Consider the following 22,109-nt stretch of genomic DNA (forward strand, 5'->3'; position numbering starts at 1 on the left):
ATCACCATTGGCGGGCAGTAATAGTCCTACACGTATTTCAGCCTGGTCCTGCATTCCCGGCCGGCCCCTTCTTCTACACTGGCTCCGTCAATGGATGACCAGGAGGAACAAGGATGTCCCGCCCAATTTTGTACTTCATCGGCGCGTTACTGATCGCCGCTGCTCTGATAATGGCGGCGGCGGCCCGGGCGGCGAAAGCACCGGCGCTGATGCAAGCGAATATTTATCAAGAAGGCATTGATCTGACCGGTTACTGGGTCAGCGAGAAACTGGATGGCGTGCGCGCTTTCTGGGACGGCCAACAGTTGTTGTCACGCAACGGCAACGTGATCGATACCCCACCGGGCTTTACCGAAGGTTTTCCCACGCAGCCCCTGGACGGCGAGCTGTGGATGGGGCGCGGCACCTTCAGCCAGCTGGTGGGGATACTCAACCGGCGCACGCCGTCGGCGGAGCCTTGGCGGCACATTTATTTCATGGCGTTCGACCTGCCCTCATCCCCGGGCCCGTTCGATCAGCGCCTGCCGCGCCTGCGCAAACTGATCGACGATGCCGCCCTGCCCCACCTGCATATGGTCGACCAGCGCCGGGGACGCGACCACGCCACGCTGATGCGCGATCTGGAGCGGGTGGCGGCGGCGGGCGGAGAAGGCCTGATGCTGCATCGTGGCGGCGCGCCCTACCGGGGCGAACGCAACGACGATCTGCTCAAGGTGAAACCCTACCTGGACGCGGAAGCGGAAGTAGTCGCGGTGATCCCCGGCGAAGGCAAGTACACCGGAATGATGGGGGCGCTGCTGGTGAAAACGCCCGGCGGGCGTCATTTCCGTCTGGGCACCGGATTCAGCGATGCATTGCGAGCACGGCCTCCGGCCATTGGCAGCGTTGTCACCTACAAATATCACGGCCACACCCGCCACGGCCTGCCCCGGTTCGCCAGTTTCCTGCGCCTGCGCGAAGAAGGTCCGGGCTTTACACGCTCCTCGCGCTAGGCGATAACCGGAGACAAATCATGAACGGGGAGCGACACCATGCCCAGCGCCTTTATCACCGGAGCCCGGGGCTTTCTCGGCGGCCATCTTGCCCGCCTGTTGGTGGAACAAGGCTGGGAAGTCACCGCCCTGCTACGCCCGGGCAGCGATGGCCAGGCGCTGCGGGAGGCGGGCCTGAAGATTGTTCACGCGCCGCTGACCAACGCTACCGAGCTCACGCTGGTGATGCCGCCCGCGGTGGACGCGGTATTCCACGTAGCCGGCAACACCAGTCTCTGGCGCCGCCGCCGCGATCAGCAGTATCAGGACAATGTCATGGGCACCCGGGCGGTGGTCACCGCCGCCCTGCGCAACCAGGCGGGCAGGCTGATTCATACCTCCTCGATTTCCGCCTGGGGCCAGCAGGATGGCATTATCCATGAGGAGACTCCGTCCAACGCCGCCAACGACTGGATCGGTTACAACCGCACCAAATATCTGGCGGAAGAAGAAGTCCGTGATGGCGCCCGTCAGGGCCTGAGTACGGTGATCCTCAACCCCTGCGCCATCATTGGCGCCGGCGATACGCACAACTGGTCGCAGATGATCGGCCTGATCGACCAGCGTCGCCTGCCCGGTGTTCCCCCTGGCGGTGGCAATTTCGGCGCGGTGGAGGAAGTAGCGCGTGCCCATCTGGCGGCGTGGGACGCGGGCCGGGACGGACACAATTACATCCTGGCCGGCGTCGAGGCCAGTTTTCTGGAACTGGCGCAAACCATCGGGCGATTGCTGGGCCGGCCGGCGCCCCGCAAAGTGACGCCGCGTTGGGCACTGGGCCTGCTGGGACAGTTGTCTCCCATCGCCGCCCGTTTTACCGGTAACGAGCCCCGTCTGACGCCGGAAAAGGTGGCGCTGGTCTCCACGCGCAGCAGGGTCAGTGGCGCCAAGGCGGTACGGGAGCTGGGCTTTGATGATCAGGTACCACTGGAGGTCATGCTGCGTCGATGCATCGACTGGATGCGCGCGGAAGGGATGCTGAGAGCCTGATCAGCGGCGGGCCCGATAAACCCGGAAGCGATTGGTTTCCCGTACCACGGTCACTTGCCGGAAAGCGTCGTCCAGCCACTGGGCATAGGGCAATTCCCGGTTTGCCACCAGCCAAAGTTCCCCATCCGCTTGCAGATGCTCTGGCGCCTGCCGGATTAAACGGCGAGTGATCTGGGTGGTACGCTCACGGCCATCGTGGAACGGAGGGTTGGTCACCAGCAGATCAAAGCGACCAGTGATGCCGTCAAACAGATCGCCGCCCTGTATCTCGGCGCTCAACCCGTTATCGGCCAGAGTGGCCCGAGCGGCGGCCACCGCCGTGGCACTTGGATCCAACGCCTGCACCCGGCAGCCGGCCCGGGCCAGCCAGACCGTCAGCACACCGGCGCCGCAACCGATATCCAAAGCCTTGCCACCACCGACATCGGCGGCTTCCAGGGCATCCAGCAGCAAGTCGCTGCCTTCGTCGAGGCGGCCGTGGCTGAACACGCCGGGGTAACTGGTCACCCGTGCACCGCGCACCTCGATCACCGCGGCCTGCTCCGCCAGGGATAGCGGTGGCCCAGGTCTCAGTTGCGCCTCATACAGTTTGCAGTGGCGGGCGCTGTCGAGCAGTTGGATGTCATCGGCGAAGCCCTTGAGCCGGGTAACACCGCCACGGATTCCGCCCTTGGCCGGCCCCACCAGCCACAGCGGCAGCGGCTTGCGGATCACGCCGGCCAGATGCCGCAACAGCAGCGTCATGCGGTCCGCCGCCTTCGGCAACGGCAGGATCAACAAATCGGTGTCCTCGGCCACTTCCGGCAACGGCCGCCACTGATCCGCCGCCACGGTAAAATCATCGGCATGCAGCCACAGGGAGGCCGCAGGCAGATCGGCCAGGGCCGCGTCATCGGCCTCCACCACCCCGGCCCGGCGAGCCGCCAGCGCGGACGCCTGACGTTGCAAAAGTTTTGTGCTGTTTTCCATCACGGTCACCGGTCAGGGCAGGCGAAAAAAGGGGCGACAGTATAAACCCCGGCGGCGGCGCCACCTCAAGTTTTACATTCGCCGCGCACGCCCGGCGGTCGCGTCTCGCTAGAATGGTGAGATCACCCTACGAATGGAGGCAGGATGATCCGTCGCGCCGTACTGGTTTTCAGTTTCGCTTGTAGCGCCCTGGCATGCGCCGCACAACCCGTGAACACAAATTTCGAGGACGCGCTGCGGGCAGCTCGCGACAATGATTGGGAAACACTGGCGCAATTGGAACCACGCATCGCCCAGGATTATCCGCTGCGCGATTATCTCGAATTCCACCACCTGCGCAGGGACCTGCCGGAACTGAATCCATCGCGTCTGCGCGACTACGAAAACCGCTATCCCCGCTCCCCGTTGCCAGCGGACATCCGCCAGATTGCCTTGATCGCCTATGCCAAAGCAGGCCGCTGGGACGCCGCCGCCGAGGCCATGGACACCCCTCCCAGCGCCATCGAAGCACGCTGTTACTATCAAAGGGCGCAATTGCGCCGCGATCGCGACGCGGCGCTGCAAGACGCCCGTGAAATCTGGCTGGCCGGCCAATCCCGCCCTTCCGCCTGTGATCCGCTGTTCGAAGCCGCCCAGGCCGCCGGCGTCATCGGCCAGGAGGAAATCTGGCAACGCATGCAGCTGGCGTTCGAAGCGCGGGCCACCGGTTTGATGCGCTACCTCAAGCGCATGCTGGACGAACCTTATCAAACCGCCGGTGAATGGCTGGAGCAGCTTTATCACAATCCAGATAAGGTCGGAGAGTTGCCGGCGACACTACCCGATATCCGGCGTCAGGAGCTGGTTTCCGCGGCGCTGCAGCGCATGGCCTATACCAATACCAGCGGCGCCCGCCAGGCCTTCGAACAAAGAGCCAGACGATGGGGGCTCACTGATGCGCGGCTGCGTAACGCCGCTGGCGACCGGATTGCTTTTTACTCCACGATCCGTGGCGTTCGCGAGAATCAGGACTGGCTGGACCAATGGTTGTCGGATCACCCCGATACCGCCCTGCTGGACCAGCGTATTCGCCGCGCCATCATCGAGCAGGACTGGTCTGCCGTGACGCGCTGGATTCAACAGTTACCCGCCGAGGAAGCCGCCGACAGCCGCTGGCGCTACTGGGCCGGCCGCGCCGCCTGGGAAAACGGCCAGCGGAACCAAGCGACACCGCTATGGCAGCAGGCCGCCGAGCAACGGAATTTCTACGGTTTTCTGGCCGCCGACCAGCTCGGACAGACCTACAGCTTCAATCAGCGGGCCTACCAGCCCGATGCCAATGTCAGCCTGCCCCCCGGCGTGATCCGTGTGCGTTTGCTGCGTGACATGGGAGAGTACGGTGCCGCCTGGAAAGAATGGCACTGGCTGATGTTGCACAACGATCGCCCCCATCAGGACCGCCTGGCCCAGTACGCGCTGGAGCAGGGCTGGTACGATCTGACCGTACAGGCATCCATCCAGGCCAAGGCCTGGGACACGCTGGCCTGGCGCTTTCCCGCCGCCTACAGCCAGGAATTCGCCCGCGCCAGTGCTCGCCACAAACTGGACCCGTGGCTGGCGATGGCGATTTCCCGCCGCGAAAGTGCCTTCAATCCCCGCGCCCAGTCCCATGCCGGCGCCATGGGACTGATGCAGCTGATGCCCGGTACCGCCCGCAAGGTCGCGTTGGATGAGGAGCAGCCGGCACCATCCCGTGATCAGGTTTTTGATCCATGGACCAATATCAATCTGGGCAGCCGCTACCTCTCCGATATGCTGGACCGGTTCAATGGCAACCGGATTCTGGCCCTGGCCGCCTACAACGCCGGTCCGGGCCGTATTCCGCAGTGGCTGCCGGAACGAAGCGACAGCCGCCCGATGGATGTGTGGATCGAGTCCATTCCCTTCCGCGAAACCCGCGAGTATGTGCAGGCGGTGCTCACCTACCGGGTACTGCTGGCCGGTCTACACGCCCCAAACGAGAAAGTGCATTTGACCACCCCGGCGGAACGCGACGTGGACTATTCCCAGGCGCTTTTGCAAAGCGATGAGGCACTGGCGAGGAAATAATAAAAGGGCTACGAAGCTACTGTAGGAGCTTGCCTGCAAGCGAATGGGTATTTCTCAGGCATTCTCGGGATATTCGCTTGCGGGCAAGCTCCTACAGTGGCTTCGTGGTCTGGTCCGTGGGAAGCAGCCTAGTTCAACTGGCGGATATGATAGTTAAGGCGCCCGTCGCGCACGGACGCGGCCAGCGCCGGATGCGCTTGCACCCGGCGCCGCAAGTGAACGCTGCGCGCCGGCAATCGGGAAAACGCCACCACCGCATTATGGCAATCCCCGCAGGACAGACGAAAACGGCTGGCCCAACCGGCCATGGCGGCGGAACCGGCCGCGTGGCTGTCGCGAAATTCGCGATAATCACCGAAGTTCATCACCAATACGCCATGCTCGGAGACATGCCGGCTCAAGCTGTGGCACCAGTCGCGATCCGCCGCCACCGCCCGCGTTACCGATTCGTCACTGGGCGCGAACAGGTCCTCGATGATCAAATCGAAAGGCGGCCCCTGGTAATCACGCAACCATTGCACCGCGTCGCCTTCCACGGTTTCCATATCATCGTCGATCACCTGAAACACGTCCCGCGCCACGGTCAGATGCAACGGGTCCATTTCCACCGCCACCAGACACTCCGGTTTCAATAACCGGCGCAGCGGCGGGATCAGCGTGCCGCCTCCCAAACCCAGCACCAGCACCCGCCGCAGCCGTTCCGGTTCTCCCAATAACGCCGGCAACCACAACAGATCCCAGACACTGCCGGTGACCAAACGGCGGGGGTGGAATTCGGAGTGCTGCACCCCATTGGCGTACAGCTCCAAAGTGGTTCGCCGGCGACGTACCTGATAACACACCCCGTCGTGCTGCTGCTCCCAGATCAGACTCATTTAATCGTTGCCCAGCCCAAGTTGAATGCCAGCCAGTTTACCGTCCACGACCGGTTCGCCGAGACGAACGCGGCCCGCATCCAGCCCATGCTGCTCAACCAGTTCGTTACGCGCGTTCTCCGCCCTCTGGGCCGCCAGTGTCCGCAGCGTCTGTGCGTTGACATCCTTGGCGGCGGCGTCCACCAGCCGCTCCCAGGCCAGCCGGGCACGGCGGGCATCGGCCTCGTCATCCCGGCCTTCGACGCCCAACTCGGCGCTGTCGGTATCGAATCGGCTTTCGAATTCCTTGACGATGCGCTTGCCCCAACGGCTATCGGCCAGAGCGGCCTGCTCCCCCGGCCAGTCGCCGCGGAACAGACCTTCACTCAATTGCTCGCCCAGGGCCTGGCGAGCAAAGGCGGCCCGGTCCTCGTCATTGGTTTGTCCGCTGAGTGCCACCGACAGGCCCGGCCTTTTGCTGAGCACGTCATTCAGGGTCGCCAGATTCTGCCGGGTTTCCGCACCGGGCATGGCTTCGCCGGCGGGAAACGCGATCTGCTCCAGATCCTTGCCACCGGCCAGACTGGACAACAGCGAGAATGGCGCTGTGGCGGCTTTCACCAAGACGTTCTTGATCACCGTGAAGACCAGCCCGGTAACACTGAAACTGGGGTCGTTCATGTCTCCGGACACGTTCAGCGGAAGATTGATCATGCCCGAGGAATCACGCAGCACCGACAAACCCAGCCGCACCGGCGCATTCACGGCTTCATCGCTCTGCACCCGGTCCCCCAGGAAAAAGCGGTCGGCGGCCACCGTGGAGCGGCTTTCCAACTGATTGTTTTCGATCTTCACCGTGGAGTTCACGCTCAACAGGCCGCGGCGCACCGCGTAGCCGAGAAAGCGCCCGGTGTAGGGGGTCAGCCCTTCCATGCCATAGCTTTGGAAATCCATTTTCAGGTCCAGGAACAACGGATCCGGTGACACCGTGCCTTCCGCTTTCAAAGGCGCGTTGCCGTTCACCTTGCCGTTCAGGGTGATCGCCGCACGGCCTCCGCCAGTGTCGAAGTTGCGCACCGTGCTGTTCCATTGTTCCAGGGAAATGGCGAACGGTTTCGACAGCGACGCATCGTTGTGCGCCAGCTTCGAATTCTTCACGCGGACCTGTTTCAGGCCGACCCGCCAGGCCGGCCCGCCGGCGTCACCGCCACCACCGCCGGTGCCAAGCCGCGACACCAGGTCCCGGCCCTGGGCGTCAACGCGATTGACCAGATCCAAGCCGCTGATATCAATATTCGCTACCGTGGCGCGATGCTCGGCGGTGTTGACGGACACACCACTGGCCTGCATCGCCGCCAATTTGGCGAAGCTCTGGCCATTGCCTTCAAGCAGGTCAAGGTTGTTCAATCCGGCGCCGCCGGACACAGTCACCACCGGTTGCTCGCCGGACACATCCACCTTCACGTCCGCGCTGGCCTGGCCGCTGCGAACGGTGATCGGCACCGCCTGTTTCACCCAGGGAGCGAACGCCGGAAGCGGGATAGCGTCCGCTTTGATCGCCGCGGAGACGTTCAGCGGCGACAGACTGCCTTCACCGCTGTGATTGAGCTGGCCACTCTCCGCCAGCAGCGCGTCGCCCTGCCAATGCCAGCTGATCTGGTCGCCCACGGTCACATCGGTGACGGTCAGATTGGTGTTGGTGAGCGCCACTGGCGTGGCTGGATTCACGGTTTTGTCCAGCAGTGTCAGTTGCGCTTGTTCCAACGCCACCGTTTGCAAGGTTACCCGCCAGGGTGCGCCGGCACTGTCTTCGGTGTTTTCATCGTCCTCTTCGGACGCGTTACGCGGCAGGAACAGGGTGGCCAGATCAAGCCCTTCCTGATCCAGCTCCGCTTTCACCACCGCGTCACTGATGCGCACTTCCGGCACCGTTACCTCACGGGCCACGGTATCCAGGCTTACACCGTTGACGGCGATGCGTGGCAGGGTCAGATTGGCCTCTTCCTGACCGGCACGGCGGATCACCAGGTTATCCAGTTCCAAAGAACCGTTGCTCACCGTCAGTCCCTGCCCCTGTTCCGCCGAGAACCGGTAATCCGCGCTCAACGCCAGATGGCCGGACGGAATACGGAAATCGAATTGGGAGCGCAGCAACTGAGCAAAGGACACCAGATCCACCTGGGTCATGCTCAACTGCCCATCGGTGCTCAACGGCAGGAGATTAAAGCGACCGCTCCATTCCAGCGTGCCACCATCCGGCCCCTCGATATTCAGGGCATAGCGATTGTCTTCCTGCTCCGGCGTCCGGGTAGTGAGATCCTCGACCTTGAATTCCACCGGCAGCGTCAGCGTCACCGGTTCCTCGCCGGTGGCGTCGATGAAGCGCACCTGGCCGGCGGTCAATTGCAGCACATCCACTGTCAGCGCCGGCACCGGGGATTCCTGTTGTTGCGCCCCGTCAGCCTCGCCGGCCGGTGTTTCTTCCGCTACCGGCTGCTCCTGTGGCTCTTGAGGTTCCTGTTGCTCCTGCTCTGGCGCGACGTCTTGCTGCTCCGGTTCGCTGTCCGCCACGGTATCGGGGCTCTTCTTATCGGCGTTATCCGTATCAGCGCTGTCCGCATCGGCGGCCGGTTGTGAGAGCCTGGCAAGAATATCGTCGATACTCAGCTCGCCGCCCTTGCCCCGCCACAGCCCCGCGTCCAGCCCATCCAGGCTGATTTCCCTGACCCACGGGCGCCAATGGAACAGCGAAGACCAGAACTGGGCATTGACGAACAGACGCTGAAACCCCAACAGAGTGTCAGTGCGGTCGTCGGCGATATCGAACCCTTCCACGGTGGCCGATAAGACAAAGGGATTGAGACTGACCTTTTCCACCGTTACCGTCCGACCCAGCAACGAGGACAATTCCTCCTCCGCTTTGCCGCGCAGCCAGCCGGGCAGAATCAGTCCCACCACCACCAGATACAACACGTAGAGGAAAAGGCAGATCACCACCGTACGCCGGCCCCAGCCCTGGCGGCGCCACCACTGTAATGGGGTGTCCATGTCAGTCTCCTGTTCCTTGCGTCCGTGAGAGCACTATTACTGTCCCGAGATAGCCTTTGTCGATACCGCCCGCCAAACCCCGGCCCGGCTCAATTATCGACGACGAGACCGCCGCCGAGGTTTCCACGGCCATTGTGCCGGGAATCAGCGCCGGCACAATCGGGGCCTTCCTTTCTGGAGAGCCCCCATGAGCGACAATTATCTGCTTAGTCTGTACCGCAAAACCCGCCGGATTCCCAAGGGGCGGGAATTGTTTTCCCTGATTTTCAGCCGCAAGGCGCCTTATTTCGGCACCGTCCGGCCCCTGATCGCCGAATTGCGTCCCAACTACTGCGAAGTTCACATCAAAAAACGCAAGGCAGTGGAGAATCACATCGGCACGGTTCATGTCATCGCCATTTGTAATGCCCTGGAAGCCGCCATGGGCGCCATGGCCGAGGCATCCATTCCCAAACACCTGCGCTGGATTCCCAAGGGCATGGACGTGCGCTACACGGCCAAGGCCAGCAGCGACATCGTCGCCACCGCCGAAGTGGACGCCGATGCCTGGGAAAACGGCCCGGACCTGCCGGTTACCGTCACCGCCCGTCGCGACGACGGTACCGTCGTGGTGGCCGGTACCATTCACCTCTGGGTTACCGAAAAACCGGCCCGGGACGCCTGACTTCACTAGTGCGCATCGATGAACTCAACGATACGGTCCGCCGCCTCACGCAGGTTGTCCTGATGGCTTACCGGCGCCGATTTGCGCGGCTTCAGGTCGTGATCCCCATCGGGCAGCCAGGTCACCGTCACCCGGTTGCCCAGCGCATAACCGGCCACCTCCGGCGGCTTGCCGAACGGGTCCCGCTCACCCTGGCAGATCAGCGTCGGCCGCGACAACAGCGGCAAGTGTTCGGTGCGCGTACGCTCCGGCTTCCCCGGCGGATGGAATGGATAGCCCAGGGCCACCACGCCGGCCCAGGGCTGTTCGACCGCTCCGGTGTCCGCCGCCAGCAGCGTTGCCATGCGGCCTCCCATGGATTTGCCGCCAATCCACAGCGGCAGTCCGGCGCTGTTTTCCTTGAGCACCTCGCCCACAACGGCATCGAACCTCGCCAGCAATTTCCCGGCCCGGTCCGGCGGTGCCTTGACGCCTTCGCGCCGCCGCCGGTCCATATAATCGAATTCAAAGCGGGCCACCTGAATACCCCGCTCCGCCAGCAGTTCCGCCATGCCGGTCATAAACGGACTGTCCATCGGCGCCCCGGCGCCGTGGGCCAGCACCAGGGTAGCTTTTGGCCGCTCCGGCCGATTCCACAACAACGACAACGATCGGTCTCCTCACCATCAGGCCTGCAACCAGGCGGCCATACGACGGGTCACCAGGCGCGGGGAGAATTTACCAAGCCACACCAGCAACCGGTTGCGCCAGCCGGTTACCACGATGGCCCGCCGCCGGTGCTCCAGAGCCTTACGCACCACATCGCGGGGCTGCATGGTACCGGCCCTGAACAGCCGGGTCCCGCTCATGTTGGCCTGCTCGGCGAATTCGGTACGGGTGGCACCAGGACAAAGCGTACTGACCTCAATACCCTGCCCGCGCAATTCCTCATGCAGAGCTTCGCTGAAGGACAGGACAAACGCCTTGGTGGCGTAGTAAACCGCCATGTTCGGCCCGGCCTGAAAGGCGGCGGTGGAGGCCACGTTGATAATGAACGCATCGCGGGCATTGCTCAGTTGCGGCAGCACCTGCCAGGTCAGCGCCACCAGCGAATTGACGTTCACCTGAATCATGTTCATCTGCCGTGACAACGGCAGATCCTTGAATGGCCCCCGCTCCCCGAAACCGGCGTTATTGATCAACCCCACCAGACGAATGGCGCGGGTATCCAGGTCGTGTATCAGGCGCGATACCGCATCGGGTCTGGCCAGATCGCATTCCAGCGCCACCACCTCGATATTGAACGAGGCCGCCAGTTCCTCGCCCAGCCGCCGCAGGGCCGGCAAACGCCGCGCCGCCAGCACCAGGTTGTACCCTTCCGCCGCCAATTGCCGGGCGAAAGCATCGCCAATACCGGCACTGGCGCCGGTGATCAGTACCGCTTCCATACCCCGCTCCGTCGATGGTTCAGATGCCCTCAGTTAACGCTTTTTTCACTGCATATTTAAGTGTCGATTCGTAAAAGCCTGTTCAAAATGGCGCAGACCGCGAACGCCGGAGAAATTCTAATCCCCCCACAGACTCATCTGGCCTTCCAGGCCCGGAGGCCGAAAACCGGAAACATCCAGCTTGAAACCTTCCCGGGGCGCCAGACCGTGACGCTGGCAGGCGTTGCGGAACCGCTGGGACAACAACGACGCCCAAGGCCCCTTGCCCTGATGACGATGGAACCAACGGCTGTCATAAGCGGCGCCGCCATGCAGCTCCCGCAACGTCGCCATCACCCGCCCGGCGCGATCCGGATAATGCTCCCGCAGCCACTGTTCCCACAGAGCGCCCAGTTCATGGGGCAGACGCAGCACCACATAACCGGCGCTGCGGGCGCCGGCGGCGGCCACCTGCTCGACAATATCTTCCAGTTCGTGATCATTGATGAACGGAATCAACGGCGCCACCAGCACCGTCACCGGCACACCGGCCCGGGCCAGCTCCCGCACCACCCGCACCCGCTCGCGGCCGGCGGTGGCACGTGGCTCCAACTGATTCTTCACCGTATTGTCCAGGGTGGTCACCGACACCGCCACGCTGGCCCGCCCGTTCCGTGCCATCGGCGCGATCAGATCCAGATCCCGCAGCACCAGAGCGCTTTTGGTGATCAGGCTGAACGGGTGCGCGCAATCGGACAACACTTGCAGGATTTCCCGGGTAATGCGCCGCTCCCGTTCCACCGGTTGATAGGGATCGGTGGCGGTACCGATCACCAGCGGGCGGCAACGGTAGCCCGGCTTGCGCAGCGCATCACGCAACACCTCGGCGGCGTTGTCCTTACAAAAAATCTCGCTTTCAAAATCCTGCCCCGGGGACAGATCCACATAGGCGTGATTGGGGCGGGCGAAACAGTAAATGCAGCCATGCTCGCAGCCCCGATAGGGATTGATACTGCTGTCAAAGTGCAGATCCGGGCTGCGATTATGGGTAATAACGGAACGGGCGATTTCCCGGTGGTAGCGAGTGGGCCGCGCCGTCGGAGGCTCGTCCCGTTCTATCCGGGTTACCGCGAAACGACCCGGGCATTCGCTCAGGGTACCCCGATTACCAGCTTGGTTGGCCATGATCCGCCCTCAAAATACTGTTCTTTTGAACAGTATTATCAGGACAGATCAGAGCCAACGCAAGCGCTTTGGATGGCGCCGGAGGAAGAGTTAGTGCAGCGGTATCGGCTGGACCAGCACCCAGGGTTTGACCACCAGGGTCCATAACTCCTGATCGGCCGCGAACCAGTCCCTGGCCTGCTCATCCTGGACCAGATCCACTTCGCCGCTGTGTCGCCAGGCGGCGATTTGCGCCGCCTGATCCTCGGCGAACGCCGCCGCCACATCGATCAGGTCCAGGTGGGCGGCCACCGCCACCACCTGGCCCCGGGCGAAAAACGGTTGCAACTCGGACCAGCGTATCGGAGCGGTTTCCTGATTCAGTTTTTCTCGCAATACCTGGCCGGGGGAAGGCTCGGTCATGACGGCTCCGGTCGAAAAAAGGGGCGCCATTATGGCCCAGGTAACGAGCGGGGCAAAACCGCCGTCACCATTGGATTTCGCGGCCCACCCGCGGCAGCGGATCGCCATGCCGGTCATAGGCGGTCAGCGATGCCCCGTTGTCATCGAGCACGATCCGCGAGAACGCATCACGGCTATGCACTTCGCCGGGCACTGACACCTTGCCCATCGATAACCGGCTCAAACCGCGCAGGCTGTGCTGATCACGGATCATCGGCCGGTACCAGCGAAACGCCATCAGCGCGGTGGGCCAGAACAGCCCGGAGCAGATCCAGGCATGCACCGGCGCGCGGCCACGGGCGTCCAGGCGCGCGTAAAGCGAGGCGTGCACATCGCCGCTGAGTACCAATACCCGTCGACAGCCGGCATCACGGATACCCTCCAGCAGCCGCTGACGCTGGCCCCGGAACCCTTCCCAGGCGTCGTTGCCGCGAAACGGCCAGCGCTGTTCCGGGAACAGCGGCACCGAGGACACCAGGCATTTGATTCGGTCAGGTTCCGTATTGAGCCACTCCAGCACCGCTTGTTCCTGTGCCTTGGAGGTAATCCGCTTCTGCCATGGCCAGCGGCTCAGCACTCGCTCCGTACGCAGGTCCATCATGAAGAAGTCCGCGCACCCCCAGCGGAAGCGGTACCAGAGCGCATCCGGATCACGGTCCAGGCGGGTACCGGCGTCGTTCAGCGGCACCGCTGGCGAATGCGACGCCTGATAGATCTGATAGGCCTTGATCGCCGCCGGATACTTGCTGGTCCAGAGATCGGCGTCCGCCCGCGCCGGCCAGTTATTCTCGATCTCGTGATCATCAAGGATCATGTGCTGGTTGTAACGGGCCATCAGCCGCTTGATGTTGGGCTGACCAAAACTCTGCCGGTACAGGTCGAAATAATGCTGCTGGGTGGACGCCGCCGACAGCCGCCAGGTGGCATCGGCATAGACCTGATCGCCGCCAAACATGACGAAATCCGTGGGCTCATGCTCGGCGACACCGGCCATGGTGGCGAACACCCGGTCGGCCCGGGCGTCCTCCACCTCCCGGTCGGGTCCGACGAAGCGATAGCAACAGGAGCCGAACAGGAACCGGGCCGGCGCTGTTTCATCCAGCGGCGAGGTACGGAAGGTCCCCTCGTCGGCTCCGTCCCACTGTAATGCTGTATCGACCACGGCACTGTCACTGACCCAGCCGGCCTGGAACTGGTAACGGCATCCCGGTTCCAGTTCCGAAAGCACCACCACGCCGCTGCTGTCGAAATTGCCGTTGATACGAAAATGCTTCGGTCCGCGCCAATGGTGTTCCCCTTCGCGGCGCCAGCGAATCCGCCCCAGTGCCTTTTTCTCCCCGGCCACCAGCGACGCGCTTGGCATCACCCCCAAAATACGCACCCGCCGTGGCGCTACCGCTCCCACCACGGGTCCCACCGAAAATGAGTGGACTTTCACATTTCCCCCTGTTTTGCGTGGTCACCATCCATGGCGGCCATCCCGCGGACCGTCGCCAAGGCGACGTCAAAATCGCTCCCGGCGATTTTTCGTGACCACCGTCCATGGCGGTCACCCTGTGGGCCGTCGCCAAGGCGACGTCAAAAATCGCTCCCGGCGATTTTTTCCTCTCTATTCCGAGCTGGCAAGGCCGCCATACTTAATTAATACTATCCAGATGGATCGCCTCATCGGGTTACAACGATTTTGATCAAGGACGCAGCAAACCGCTCAATCTGGCTCGCACTTTCCGGCTTGCTCATCTTGCTGCTGTCGGTAAGCGCGCACGCCGCGGAAGCGGTGGTCATCAACCACGGCGACGATGACCTCTCGCCCTATTCCCACCTCGGCTATTTCTGCGCTCCGGCCAACCAGGTGCCCGACCGCGACACCCTGACCCGCGATCTGCAACGCTGGCCCTGGCAACCTGCCGGTGAGCACGCCCCCAATCTCGGCTTCACCCGGGACCATTGCTGGTTCCGGCTGGCGGTGGAGAACCGCGATCCGGCGCGCACCGACTGGCGCCTGGAAATCCCCTACGGCCTGCTGGGGCGGCTACAAGTGTACGTGCTGGACGGGCAGAATGCGCTGCTCTCGGAGTACCGGGCCGGGATCGATCTGCCCTTCCAGGCGCGCCCGGACCATCACGCCCTGCCGGCGTTCCCGTTAACCCTGCCCGCCGGCGAACCGCGCACCGTATTGATGCTGGTGGATTCCGCCCACAGCATCCAACTGCCCATGCAGTTGCTCAGTTCCGAACATTTTCATCAGCAGTTGCAGCACAGGACCCTGCTGCAAGGCCTGTTCTTCGGCGGCATGCTGGTGATGATTCTCTACAATCTGGTGCTGTTCTTCACCATCCGCGAGCGGGTTTATCTGCTGTACGTTTGCTGGTCCCTGGTGGTGACGCTGTTCATGGCAACGTTACACGGGTTCAGCCAGCAATATCTGTGGCCGGGTTCCGCTTTGATCAGTCAATACTCGGTGCATTATCTGCTGCCACTGATCGTTATCATGCCATCGCTGTTCAGCCTCAATTTCCTCAGTCTGGCGGAGCGGGCACCACCGCTGGCCCAGTTGCTCAGGGGGCTGGTGACGGTGGGAGTGGTGCTGCTGTTGGCGGCGCCCTTCATCAGCCGCGATACGCTCATCCCGATCTGCGTGCTGGCGATCCTGGTCATGGATATCAGCATCATGGCGGTGGCGGTGGCCCGGGCTCTGGCCGGCGATCCCGACGCGCGTATTTTCACGCTGGCCTGGACCTGCTTCATGGTCGGCGCCGCCACCATGGCGCTGAACAAGTACGGTGTACTGCCACGGACCACGCTCACCGAGAATCTGGCGCAAATCGGCGTGTTCCTGGACGTGGTGCTGTTGTCCCTGGCGCTGGCGCGGCGTATCACCCGGCTCAAGGAGGCCCACGCCCATTCCGTGCGCGACAAGGCGGTGGCCGAGATGGAAGCGTTCAAGGCCGGTGCCCGCAACCAGGCCAAGAGCGAGTTCCTGGCCACCATGAGCCACGAAATCCGCACCCCCATGAACGGCATCATCGGCATGACCGACTTGCTGCGGCGTACTGATCTGACGCACCAGCAGGGTCAGTATGTGGACACCATCTACCAGTCCACCCAATCCCTGGTCACGGTCATCAACGACATTCTCGATTACTCCCGTATCGAATCCGGCAAGCTGGAACTGGAGCTTCAGGAAGTGGACCTGGAGGCTCTGGTGGACGATTGCGTGCGGCTGTTCACCGCCCGCGCCAACGAAAAACGGCTGCCTCTGTACACCTACATCGACTCGCGGGTGCCGCAGTACATCCAGGCCGACCCGATCCGCCTGAAGCAAATTCTCACCAATCTGCTCAGCAACGCCTTCAAATTCACCGATCGCGGCCAGGTGGCGCTACACCTGACCGTGCGTCAGCCACCCGACGATCAGGGCTATTGTGTGCTGATGATGGAAGTGGTGGACACCGGCATCGGCCTGGACGAGGCGCAGCAGCGCAATCTGTTCCAGGTGTTTAACCAGAGCCCCCATGGCGCCCGCCACAAGGCCCAGGGAGCCGGGCTTGGTCTGACCATCTGCAAACGGCTGGTGCAGTTGATGGGCGGCGAGATCGGCGTATCCAGCTCGCTGGGGCGCGGTGCCACCTTCTGGTTGACCCTGCCCACGCGGGTTCAGCGCGGTCCACGGCAGGACCGGCCTCTGGCCGGCCGCAAGGTCATGTTGCTCAATCAGGACGCGGCCCTGTCGTTGAGCCTGTCCCAGTTGCTCACCCGCTGGGGCCTGCAAGTGTATGAGAACAGCGATGCCCGCGAAGCCTTGAACACCCGCCCGGCGGACCTTGAGGTGGATCTCCTGATCGCGGCGGAGGACAACCTGCAGCTGTGCGACGACCTGCTGGCCGCGCGACGCGCCTTCGGCAATCCGCCCCTGATGATCCTGCAGACCATTGGCGCCCAACTGGAAGGCGAATTGCCGGAAGACATGCTGCTGCTGGAAACACCGGTGTCGTCCCGGGGCCTGAAGAGCACCCTGGGCCAGTTGCTGCGGCAGCAGCAACCGGCCGCCCCCGAGACAGGGCCGCGTCCCGCCAGCACCGGCTCACCGTTGTCACGGCTGAACGTCATGGTGGTGGAAGACAATGCCGTGAACCAGTTGGTGATCGACTCCATCCTGCGTTCACTGGGCATTCACGCCACCCTCCTCGACCACGGCGGCCAGGCGCTGGAGCACGCGATGCAGACGCCGGGGGGCTGGGACGTGATCTTCATGGACTGCGAAATGCCGGTCATGGATGGCTATCAGGCCACCCGCGAGATCCGCCAGTTCGAGGCGGACCGGGAGGTGGACCCGAGCTGGATCATCGCGCTGTCCGCCCACGCCACCAATGACTACGTGCAGAAAGCTCGGGAAGCCGGCGTGGACGACTACCTCAGCAAACCGGTCTCTCGCGACCAGGTGATGGAGGCGCTGCAACGCAACCGGGCCATCGCCAATCTGAGCGCGCCTTAGGGGATTCTTCCGCGAGTCCCCCCCAACCCTGTTTTGTATCCGCGGGCGCGGCCGAATCGGGCGTGAAAATAACCGCCATGGCCAGTATCATAGCCGGTCCGATTCCGTCCACGATGTAGTCTTTCATGAGCGACCAAACCCGTAAGATCCTGGTTACCAGCGCCCTGCCCTATGCCAATGGCCCGATCCACCTGGGTCATCTGCTGGAGTACATTCAGACCGACATCTGGGTGCGCTTCCAGAAACTGCGTGGCGTCAATTGCCTTTATGTCTGCGCCGACGACGCTCACGGTACCGCCATCATGCTCAAGGCGCAGGAAAACGGCATCACGCCGGAGCAGCAGATCGCCCAGGTGAAAGCCGATCACGAACGGGATTTCGCCGACTTTCTGATCCGCTTCGATAATTACTACAGCACCCACAGTCCGGAGAACAAAGCGCTCTCCGAAATGGTGTTCCAACGGAACAAGGACGCCGGCTACATCGTCGAGAAGACCATCACCCAGCTTTATGACCCGGAAAAGGGCATGTTCCTGGCGGACCGCTTCGTACGCGGCACCTGCCCGAAATGCAAATCCCCGGATCAGTACGGCGACAACTGCGAGGTGTGTGGCGCCACCTACTCGCCGGCGGAGCTGATCGAGCCCTATTCCGCCATCAGCGGCGCCACTCCGGTGGAAAAGGAGGTCACCCAGTTATTCTTCGACCTGCCTCAGTTCGAACCGTTGCTGCGCGAATGGACCCGCTCCGGCTCCCTCCAGGAAGGCGTGGCCAATAAGCTTCAGGAATGGATGGAAGATCTGCAGCCCTGGGATATCTCCCGGGAGGCGCCCTACTTCGGCTTTGAAATTCCCGGCTATCCGGGCAAATTCTTCTATGTGTGGCTGGACGCCCCGATTGGTTACATGGCCAGTTTCCAGAACCTGTGCGAGCGCGAAGGGCTGGATTTCGATGAATACTGGCAGCCGGACTCCAAGACCGAGCTGTATCATTTCATCGGCAAGGACATCATCAACTTTCACGGCCTGTTCTGGCCGGCGATGCTGGATGGCGCCGGGCTGCGCAAGCCCACCGCCATCTTCAGCCATGGCTTTGTCACCGTGAACGGCGCCAAGATGTCCAAGTCGCGCGGCACCTTCATCAAGGCACGCACCTATCTGGAGCATCTGAATCCGGAGTACCTGCGCTATTACTTCGCCGCCAAACTCAACAACCGGGTGGACGACTTCGATCTCAACCTGACCGACTTCGCCCAGCGAGTGAACACCGATCTGGTCGGCAAGGTGGTGAACATCGCCAGCCGCACCGGTAACTTCGTCAAGAAATTCGGCGGCACTCTGAGTGCTCAGCTGGATAATCCATTGCTGGTGCGGGAAGCCCAGGAAGCGGCGCCCCGCATCGCTGAGTTCTATGAACAACGGGAATTCGGCAAGGCGATGCGGGAAATCATGGCGTTGGCCGATCACGCCAATGGCTATATCGCCGACAAGGCCCCCTGGACCCTGGCCAAGGAAGAAGGCCGGGAACAGGAAGTGCTGGCCGTGTGCACCACCGCCCTGAACGTGTTCCGCCTGCTGACGCTGTATCTGAAGCCGGTATTGCCGGGTCTGGCGGAGCGGGCGGAGCAATTCCTGGCGGTCGAGCCGATGACCTGGGCGGACGCCGATAAGCTGCTGCTGGAGCACCCGATCAACAAGTTCACTCCGCTGATGGCGCGGGTGGATATGGCCCATATCGAAGCCATGCTGGAAGCATCCAAGGATTCCACGCCGGCGGCGGCAAAGAACAAGGAAGACAACAAAACAGCCGGGGCGGCGGCGCAAAGCGAGGGTCACATTGATATCAGCGATTTCAGCAAGGTGCAGCTGCGCGTCGCCAGGGTGATCGAAGCGTCCCATGTGGAAGGCGCCGATAAACTGCTGTGTCTGCGGCTGGATGTCGGCGCGCTTGGCGAGCGCACTGTGTTTTCCGGCATCAAAGCCAAATACAGCCCGGAACAATTGAATGGCAGGTTACTGGTGCTGGTCGCCAACCTGGCGCCACGCAAGATGAAATTCGGTGTCTCCGAAGGCATGATTCTGGCCGCCGGCCCCGGTGGCGAGGATATCTTCCTGCTGTCTCCGGACAGCGGCGCCGAACCCGGTATGGAAGTGGGCTGAACACCGCGGGAAGACTCACCCCGTTATTCCGCGATGTGTCTCCCCTCCCAAAAAAAAGCGGGCCATAGGGCCCGCTTTTTTATCGGCTGGCAACCGCGCTTTAGCGTTGCTGCTGTTGTTGCTGTTGCTGCATCTGCTGCATACGCTGCTGCATCTGGCGCTGCTGCTCTTCCATTTTCTTCTGCAGCTCGGCGCGTTGCTCTTCGGTCATTACCGATTCCACCTGAGCTTGCAGCAATACCGTTTTACCGGTGATCTCGCCCATCACTTCACCCAGTTTCTTCGCCGTGCGAGTAATATTGCGCTCGCTGTAACCGGGCTTCACTTCGCCTTGCAGCTTTTCCTGAAGGCTGCGAGCTTCCGCCTGGAGCTTGCGGACCTCGGCATCGGTGGACTGAATCAGACCACGGATTTCCTTCTGCTGATCGTCGGTCAGATTGACCAGACTGGCCAGCTGCGCCACTTCATCCGGCTGCCCAGCCTGCTGCGCCTGAGCGGCCAGCGGCAAGCTCAGAGTCAAAGCGGTCAGGGCCACGCCGAGCAATCGAAAAAGTTTCATAACATCTCCATTGAAATTCATCTTCAGGTCCGATACGCCGTGTACCCTATCTCATTCCCCCGGGAAAAACGCGGTGCGGTATGGAAAACACGACACTTTTTACGCTTGTTCAACATCAACTGCCCGCCGCTGGGGCGGGCGCTATCCGTGATTCTCGCGCCTTCGCTACCCTGCATGAGAAGGAGGGTTGATGTCCAGTACCCCGGAGCTGCCGCCGGTCCTGGCCGGACCAATTCTGAGACGATTGGAAGAACGACGCCTGGTTCTGTGGCTGGTTGCTTCCCACGATCTGGATTTGCATCTGCACCTGTTCGAAACGGATCCGCAGGGCGCACAACCGGACCGGCAATGGCCTCTGAACGCCGACAACTGCCGCAGGCTGCCGGTCGGCGCCGCGGCGGTACTGCACCTGATCGATCTGCCACTGACCTCTTCATTGCCCGAGGGACGGGAAGTCGGCTACGACCTGATCGTCCATGGCCACGGGGCGGTAGCGGACTGGGCGCCCCATTTGCTGCACGCCGGCCAGCGCCGTCCCAGCCTGGTATGGCGGCCGCGTCTTACCAATCTGCTGCACGGCTCCTGCCGCAAGCCCCACCAGCCCGGGCCGGACGGGCTGGCGCGGGCGGATCAGGTGGTGGCGGACTCGCTCGGTGATCCCGAAACGCGCCCTAACCTGTTGTTGCTCACCGGCGATCAGATCTATGCCGATGACGTGGCCATGCCGATGCTGGCCACCGTCCACGCCCTGATTGAGCGGCTCGGGCTGATCGATGAAACCCTGGAAGGCGCCCGCGTTGGCGACAGCCAGGCGCTTTACCAACACCATGACGGCTTCCACCGGCAACGCCTGCTACCTGCGGTGGAAAGTGGCCGCGCCCTGCGCAAACGCTTTTTCGGCGGCGTGCGCAAGCCAATCTTCACCACCGCCAGCGCCGACCGCCATCTGGTCACATTCGCCGAGGTGATCGCCATGTATCTGCTGGCCTGGTCGCCGACCCCCTGGCATCTGGCCGAGCCGCGCCCTCCTCTCCTGGACGCCACCGACCAGGAACAGTATCAGCGCGAAGCGCGGGCCTTGGCCACGTTCCGGGAACAGATGCCAGCGGTGGCCAGGGCCTTGGCCCATCTGCCGACGCTGATGATCTTCGACGATCACGATGTCACCGACGATTGGAATCTGACCGCCGACTGGGAGTTGACCGCCTACGGCCAGCCCTTTTCACGCCGCATCATCGGCAACGCCCTGATCGCCTACCTGCTCTGTCAGGGCTGGGGCAACGCGCCGGACCGGGTGGCGCCTCTGATCGATGACGCCGCCGCGCTGCTCGGCGACGGCACCGGCGCTCTGGTGATGGCGTCCCAGGACGCGCTGATCACCCGCCTGCTGCGTTTTGATGGCTGGCATTACCAATGGCCGGGCACGCCCAAACTGATCGTACTGGATACCCGCACCCGCCGCTGGCGCAGCGAGCGCCGCCCTACCCGTCCTTCCGGGCTGTTGGATTGGGAGGCGCTCTCCGAACTGCAACAAGCCTTGCTCGGCGAGGAAGCCGTGGTGGTGGTTTCACCGGCCCCAATGTTCGGCGTGAAATTGATCGAGACCGTGCAGCGGCTGTTCACTCTGATCGGCAAGCCGTTGATGGTGGACGCCGAAAACTGGATGGCGCACCCGGGGGCCGCGCGGGTTCTGTTGAATATCTTTCGGCACTCCCGCACCCCGGCCAACTACGTGATCCTGTCCGGGGATGTGCACTATTCCTTCGTCTACCGGATCCGCATCCGTCACCGCGACGGCGGCCCGCGCATCTGGCAGATCACCGACAGCGGCCTGCGCAACCGTTTCCCGGAGCGGCTGCTGGAATGGTTCGACCGGCTCAACCGCTGGCTTTATGCCCCCTGGTCGCCACTTAACGCCTTTACCAAACGCCGACGGCTGGCGGTCACGCCCTACCGGCCCGATCCCCATGAAGCCGGCCGGCGCCTGCTGAACCGTGCCGGCATTGGCCGGGTCTGGCTGGATGCCGACGGCGCTCCGGCGCGAATCCGGCATCTGGGCGCCGATGGCCGCGATGCCGAATTCGAGCCGGATGACTGAGTGCCGCTTGATCCACAACAAACCCGGAAGCGGGTCATCGCGGCATAATCCTGCCTGAGAGGCGCTTTCTTATAACGAAACCGCCGGGTAGGGTAAACAAAACCGTCTTGTTCGGCATATTTCCC

At 62.8% G+C, this 22,109-nt stretch carries 16 protein-coding genes; 7 read left to right on the plus strand and 9 right to left on the minus strand.

Annotation, left to right across the window (positions count from 1 at the left end):
- Positions 1 to 113 precede the first annotated feature (113 nt).
- Together RYH70_RS12990 and RYH70_RS12995 are read left to right on the plus strand one after the other, a co-directional pair.
- Entirely contained in the window at positions 114 to 992 is an 879-nt protein-coding gene (locus RYH70_RS12990; protein WP_284456093.1) for a DNA ligase, read from the plus strand.
- A gap of 39 nt (positions 993 to 1,031) precedes the next feature.
- Positions 1,032 to 2,018: an SDR family oxidoreductase gene (locus RYH70_RS12995; protein ID WP_026949164.1), complete on the plus strand. Its 987-nt coding sequence runs from the start codon at positions 1,032 to 1,034 to the stop codon at positions 2,016 to 2,018.
- Here RYH70_RS12995 and RYH70_RS13000 read toward each other — a convergent pair whose 3' ends face one another.
- Positions 2,019 to 2,987 (minus strand): methyltransferase, encoded by a 969-nt coding sequence (locus RYH70_RS13000; RefSeq protein WP_022996470.1) that lies wholly within the window; start codon positions 2,985 to 2,987, stop codon positions 2,019 to 2,021.
- Positions 2,988 to 3,197: 210 nt separating this feature from the next.
- Between RYH70_RS13000 and RYH70_RS13005 the strand changes: the two genes are divergently transcribed.
- A complete protein-coding gene (locus RYH70_RS13005) occupies positions 3,198 to 5,075 on the plus strand; it encodes a transglycosylase SLT domain-containing protein (protein WP_316308217.1) in 1,878 nt (625 codons plus the stop codon).
- 128 nt (positions 5,076 to 5,203) lie between these two features.
- Here the strand turns inward: RYH70_RS13005 and RYH70_RS13010 are convergent, their stop codons facing one another.
- Positions 5,204 to 5,950: a spermine/spermidine synthase domain-containing protein gene (locus RYH70_RS13010; protein WP_055099262.1), complete on the minus strand. Its 747-nt coding sequence runs from the start codon at positions 5,948 to 5,950 to the stop codon at positions 5,204 to 5,206.
- Positions 5,951 to 8,977, minus strand: a complete 3,027-nt coding sequence (locus RYH70_RS13015) for a DUF748 domain-containing protein (RefSeq protein ID WP_284456090.1) — start codon at positions 8,975 to 8,977, stop codon at positions 5,951 to 5,953. It lies immediately after the preceding gene.
- 187 nt (positions 8,978 to 9,164) lie between these two features.
- On the opposite strand from RYH70_RS13015, the gene RYH70_RS13020 reads away from it, so the two are divergent.
- Positions 9,165 to 9,641, plus strand: a complete 477-nt coding sequence (locus tag RYH70_RS13020) for a hotdog fold domain-containing protein (protein ID WP_022996466.1) — start codon at positions 9,165 to 9,167, stop codon at positions 9,639 to 9,641.
- A 5-nt stretch (positions 9,642 to 9,646) separates the two neighbouring features.
- On the opposite strand, the gene RYH70_RS13025 is transcribed toward RYH70_RS13020, so the two are convergent.
- The 5 genes from RYH70_RS13025 to RYH70_RS13045 form a co-directional block, all read right to left on the minus strand.
- Positions 9,647 to 10,288: an alpha/beta family hydrolase gene (locus RYH70_RS13025; RefSeq protein WP_317009241.1), complete on the minus strand. Its 642-nt coding sequence runs from the start codon at positions 10,286 to 10,288 to the stop codon at positions 9,647 to 9,649.
- 18 nt (positions 10,289 to 10,306) lie between these two features.
- Positions 10,307 to 11,068 carry an SDR family NAD(P)-dependent oxidoreductase gene (locus RYH70_RS13030; RefSeq protein ID WP_317009242.1) on the minus strand — a complete coding sequence of 254 codons (762 nt, stop codon included), beginning with the start codon at positions 11,066 to 11,068 and terminating at the stop codon, positions 10,307 to 10,309.
- A 117-nt stretch (positions 11,069 to 11,185) separates the two neighbouring features.
- Entirely contained in the window at positions 11,186 to 12,232 is a 1,047-nt protein-coding gene (locus RYH70_RS13035; protein WP_022996463.1) for a PA0069 family radical SAM protein, read from the minus strand.
- A 90-nt stretch (positions 12,233 to 12,322) separates the two neighbouring features.
- Positions 12,323 to 12,634 (minus strand): DUF2288 domain-containing protein, encoded by a 312-nt coding sequence (locus RYH70_RS13040; RefSeq protein ID WP_022996462.1) that lies wholly within the window; start codon positions 12,632 to 12,634, stop codon positions 12,323 to 12,325.
- 64 nt (positions 12,635 to 12,698) lie between these two features.
- Positions 12,699 to 14,111, minus strand: a complete 1,413-nt coding sequence (locus tag RYH70_RS13045) for an alkaline phosphatase D family protein (RefSeq protein ID WP_233925179.1) — start codon at positions 14,109 to 14,111, stop codon at positions 12,699 to 12,701.
- Positions 14,112 to 14,405: 294 nt separating this feature from the next.
- Here RYH70_RS13045 and RYH70_RS13050 point away from each other — a divergent pair, with 294 nt between their 5' ends.
- Positions 14,406 to 17,168 carry a hybrid sensor histidine kinase/response regulator gene (locus RYH70_RS13050; protein ID WP_231504718.1) on the plus strand — a complete coding sequence of 921 codons (2,763 nt, stop codon included), beginning with the start codon at positions 14,406 to 14,408 and terminating at the stop codon, positions 17,166 to 17,168.
- A gap of 125 nt (positions 17,169 to 17,293) precedes the next feature.
- Positions 17,294 to 19,327 (plus strand): methionine--tRNA ligase, encoded by a 2,034-nt coding sequence (metG, locus tag RYH70_RS13055; RefSeq protein ID WP_022996457.1) that lies wholly within the window; start codon positions 17,294 to 17,296, stop codon positions 19,325 to 19,327.
- 100 nt (positions 19,328 to 19,427) lie between these two features.
- Here metG and RYH70_RS13060 read toward each other — a convergent pair whose 3' ends face one another.
- Complete coding sequence (locus RYH70_RS13060; protein ID WP_022996456.1) at positions 19,428 to 19,886, minus strand: Spy/CpxP family protein refolding chaperone; 459 nt, start codon at positions 19,884 to 19,886, stop codon at positions 19,428 to 19,430.
- A gap of 190 nt (positions 19,887 to 20,076) precedes the next feature.
- Here RYH70_RS13060 and RYH70_RS13065 point away from each other — a divergent pair, with 190 nt between their 5' ends.
- Entirely contained in the window at positions 20,077 to 21,984 is a 1,908-nt protein-coding gene (locus RYH70_RS13065) for a metallophosphoesterase family protein (RefSeq protein WP_317009243.1), read from the plus strand.
- The last annotated feature ends 125 nt before the right edge of the window (positions 21,985 to 22,109 follow it).

Source organism: Alloalcanivorax xenomutans (assembly GCF_032810065.1).
Classification (GTDB): Bacteria; Pseudomonadota; Gammaproteobacteria; order Pseudomonadales; family Alcanivoracaceae; genus Alloalcanivorax; species Alloalcanivorax xenomutans.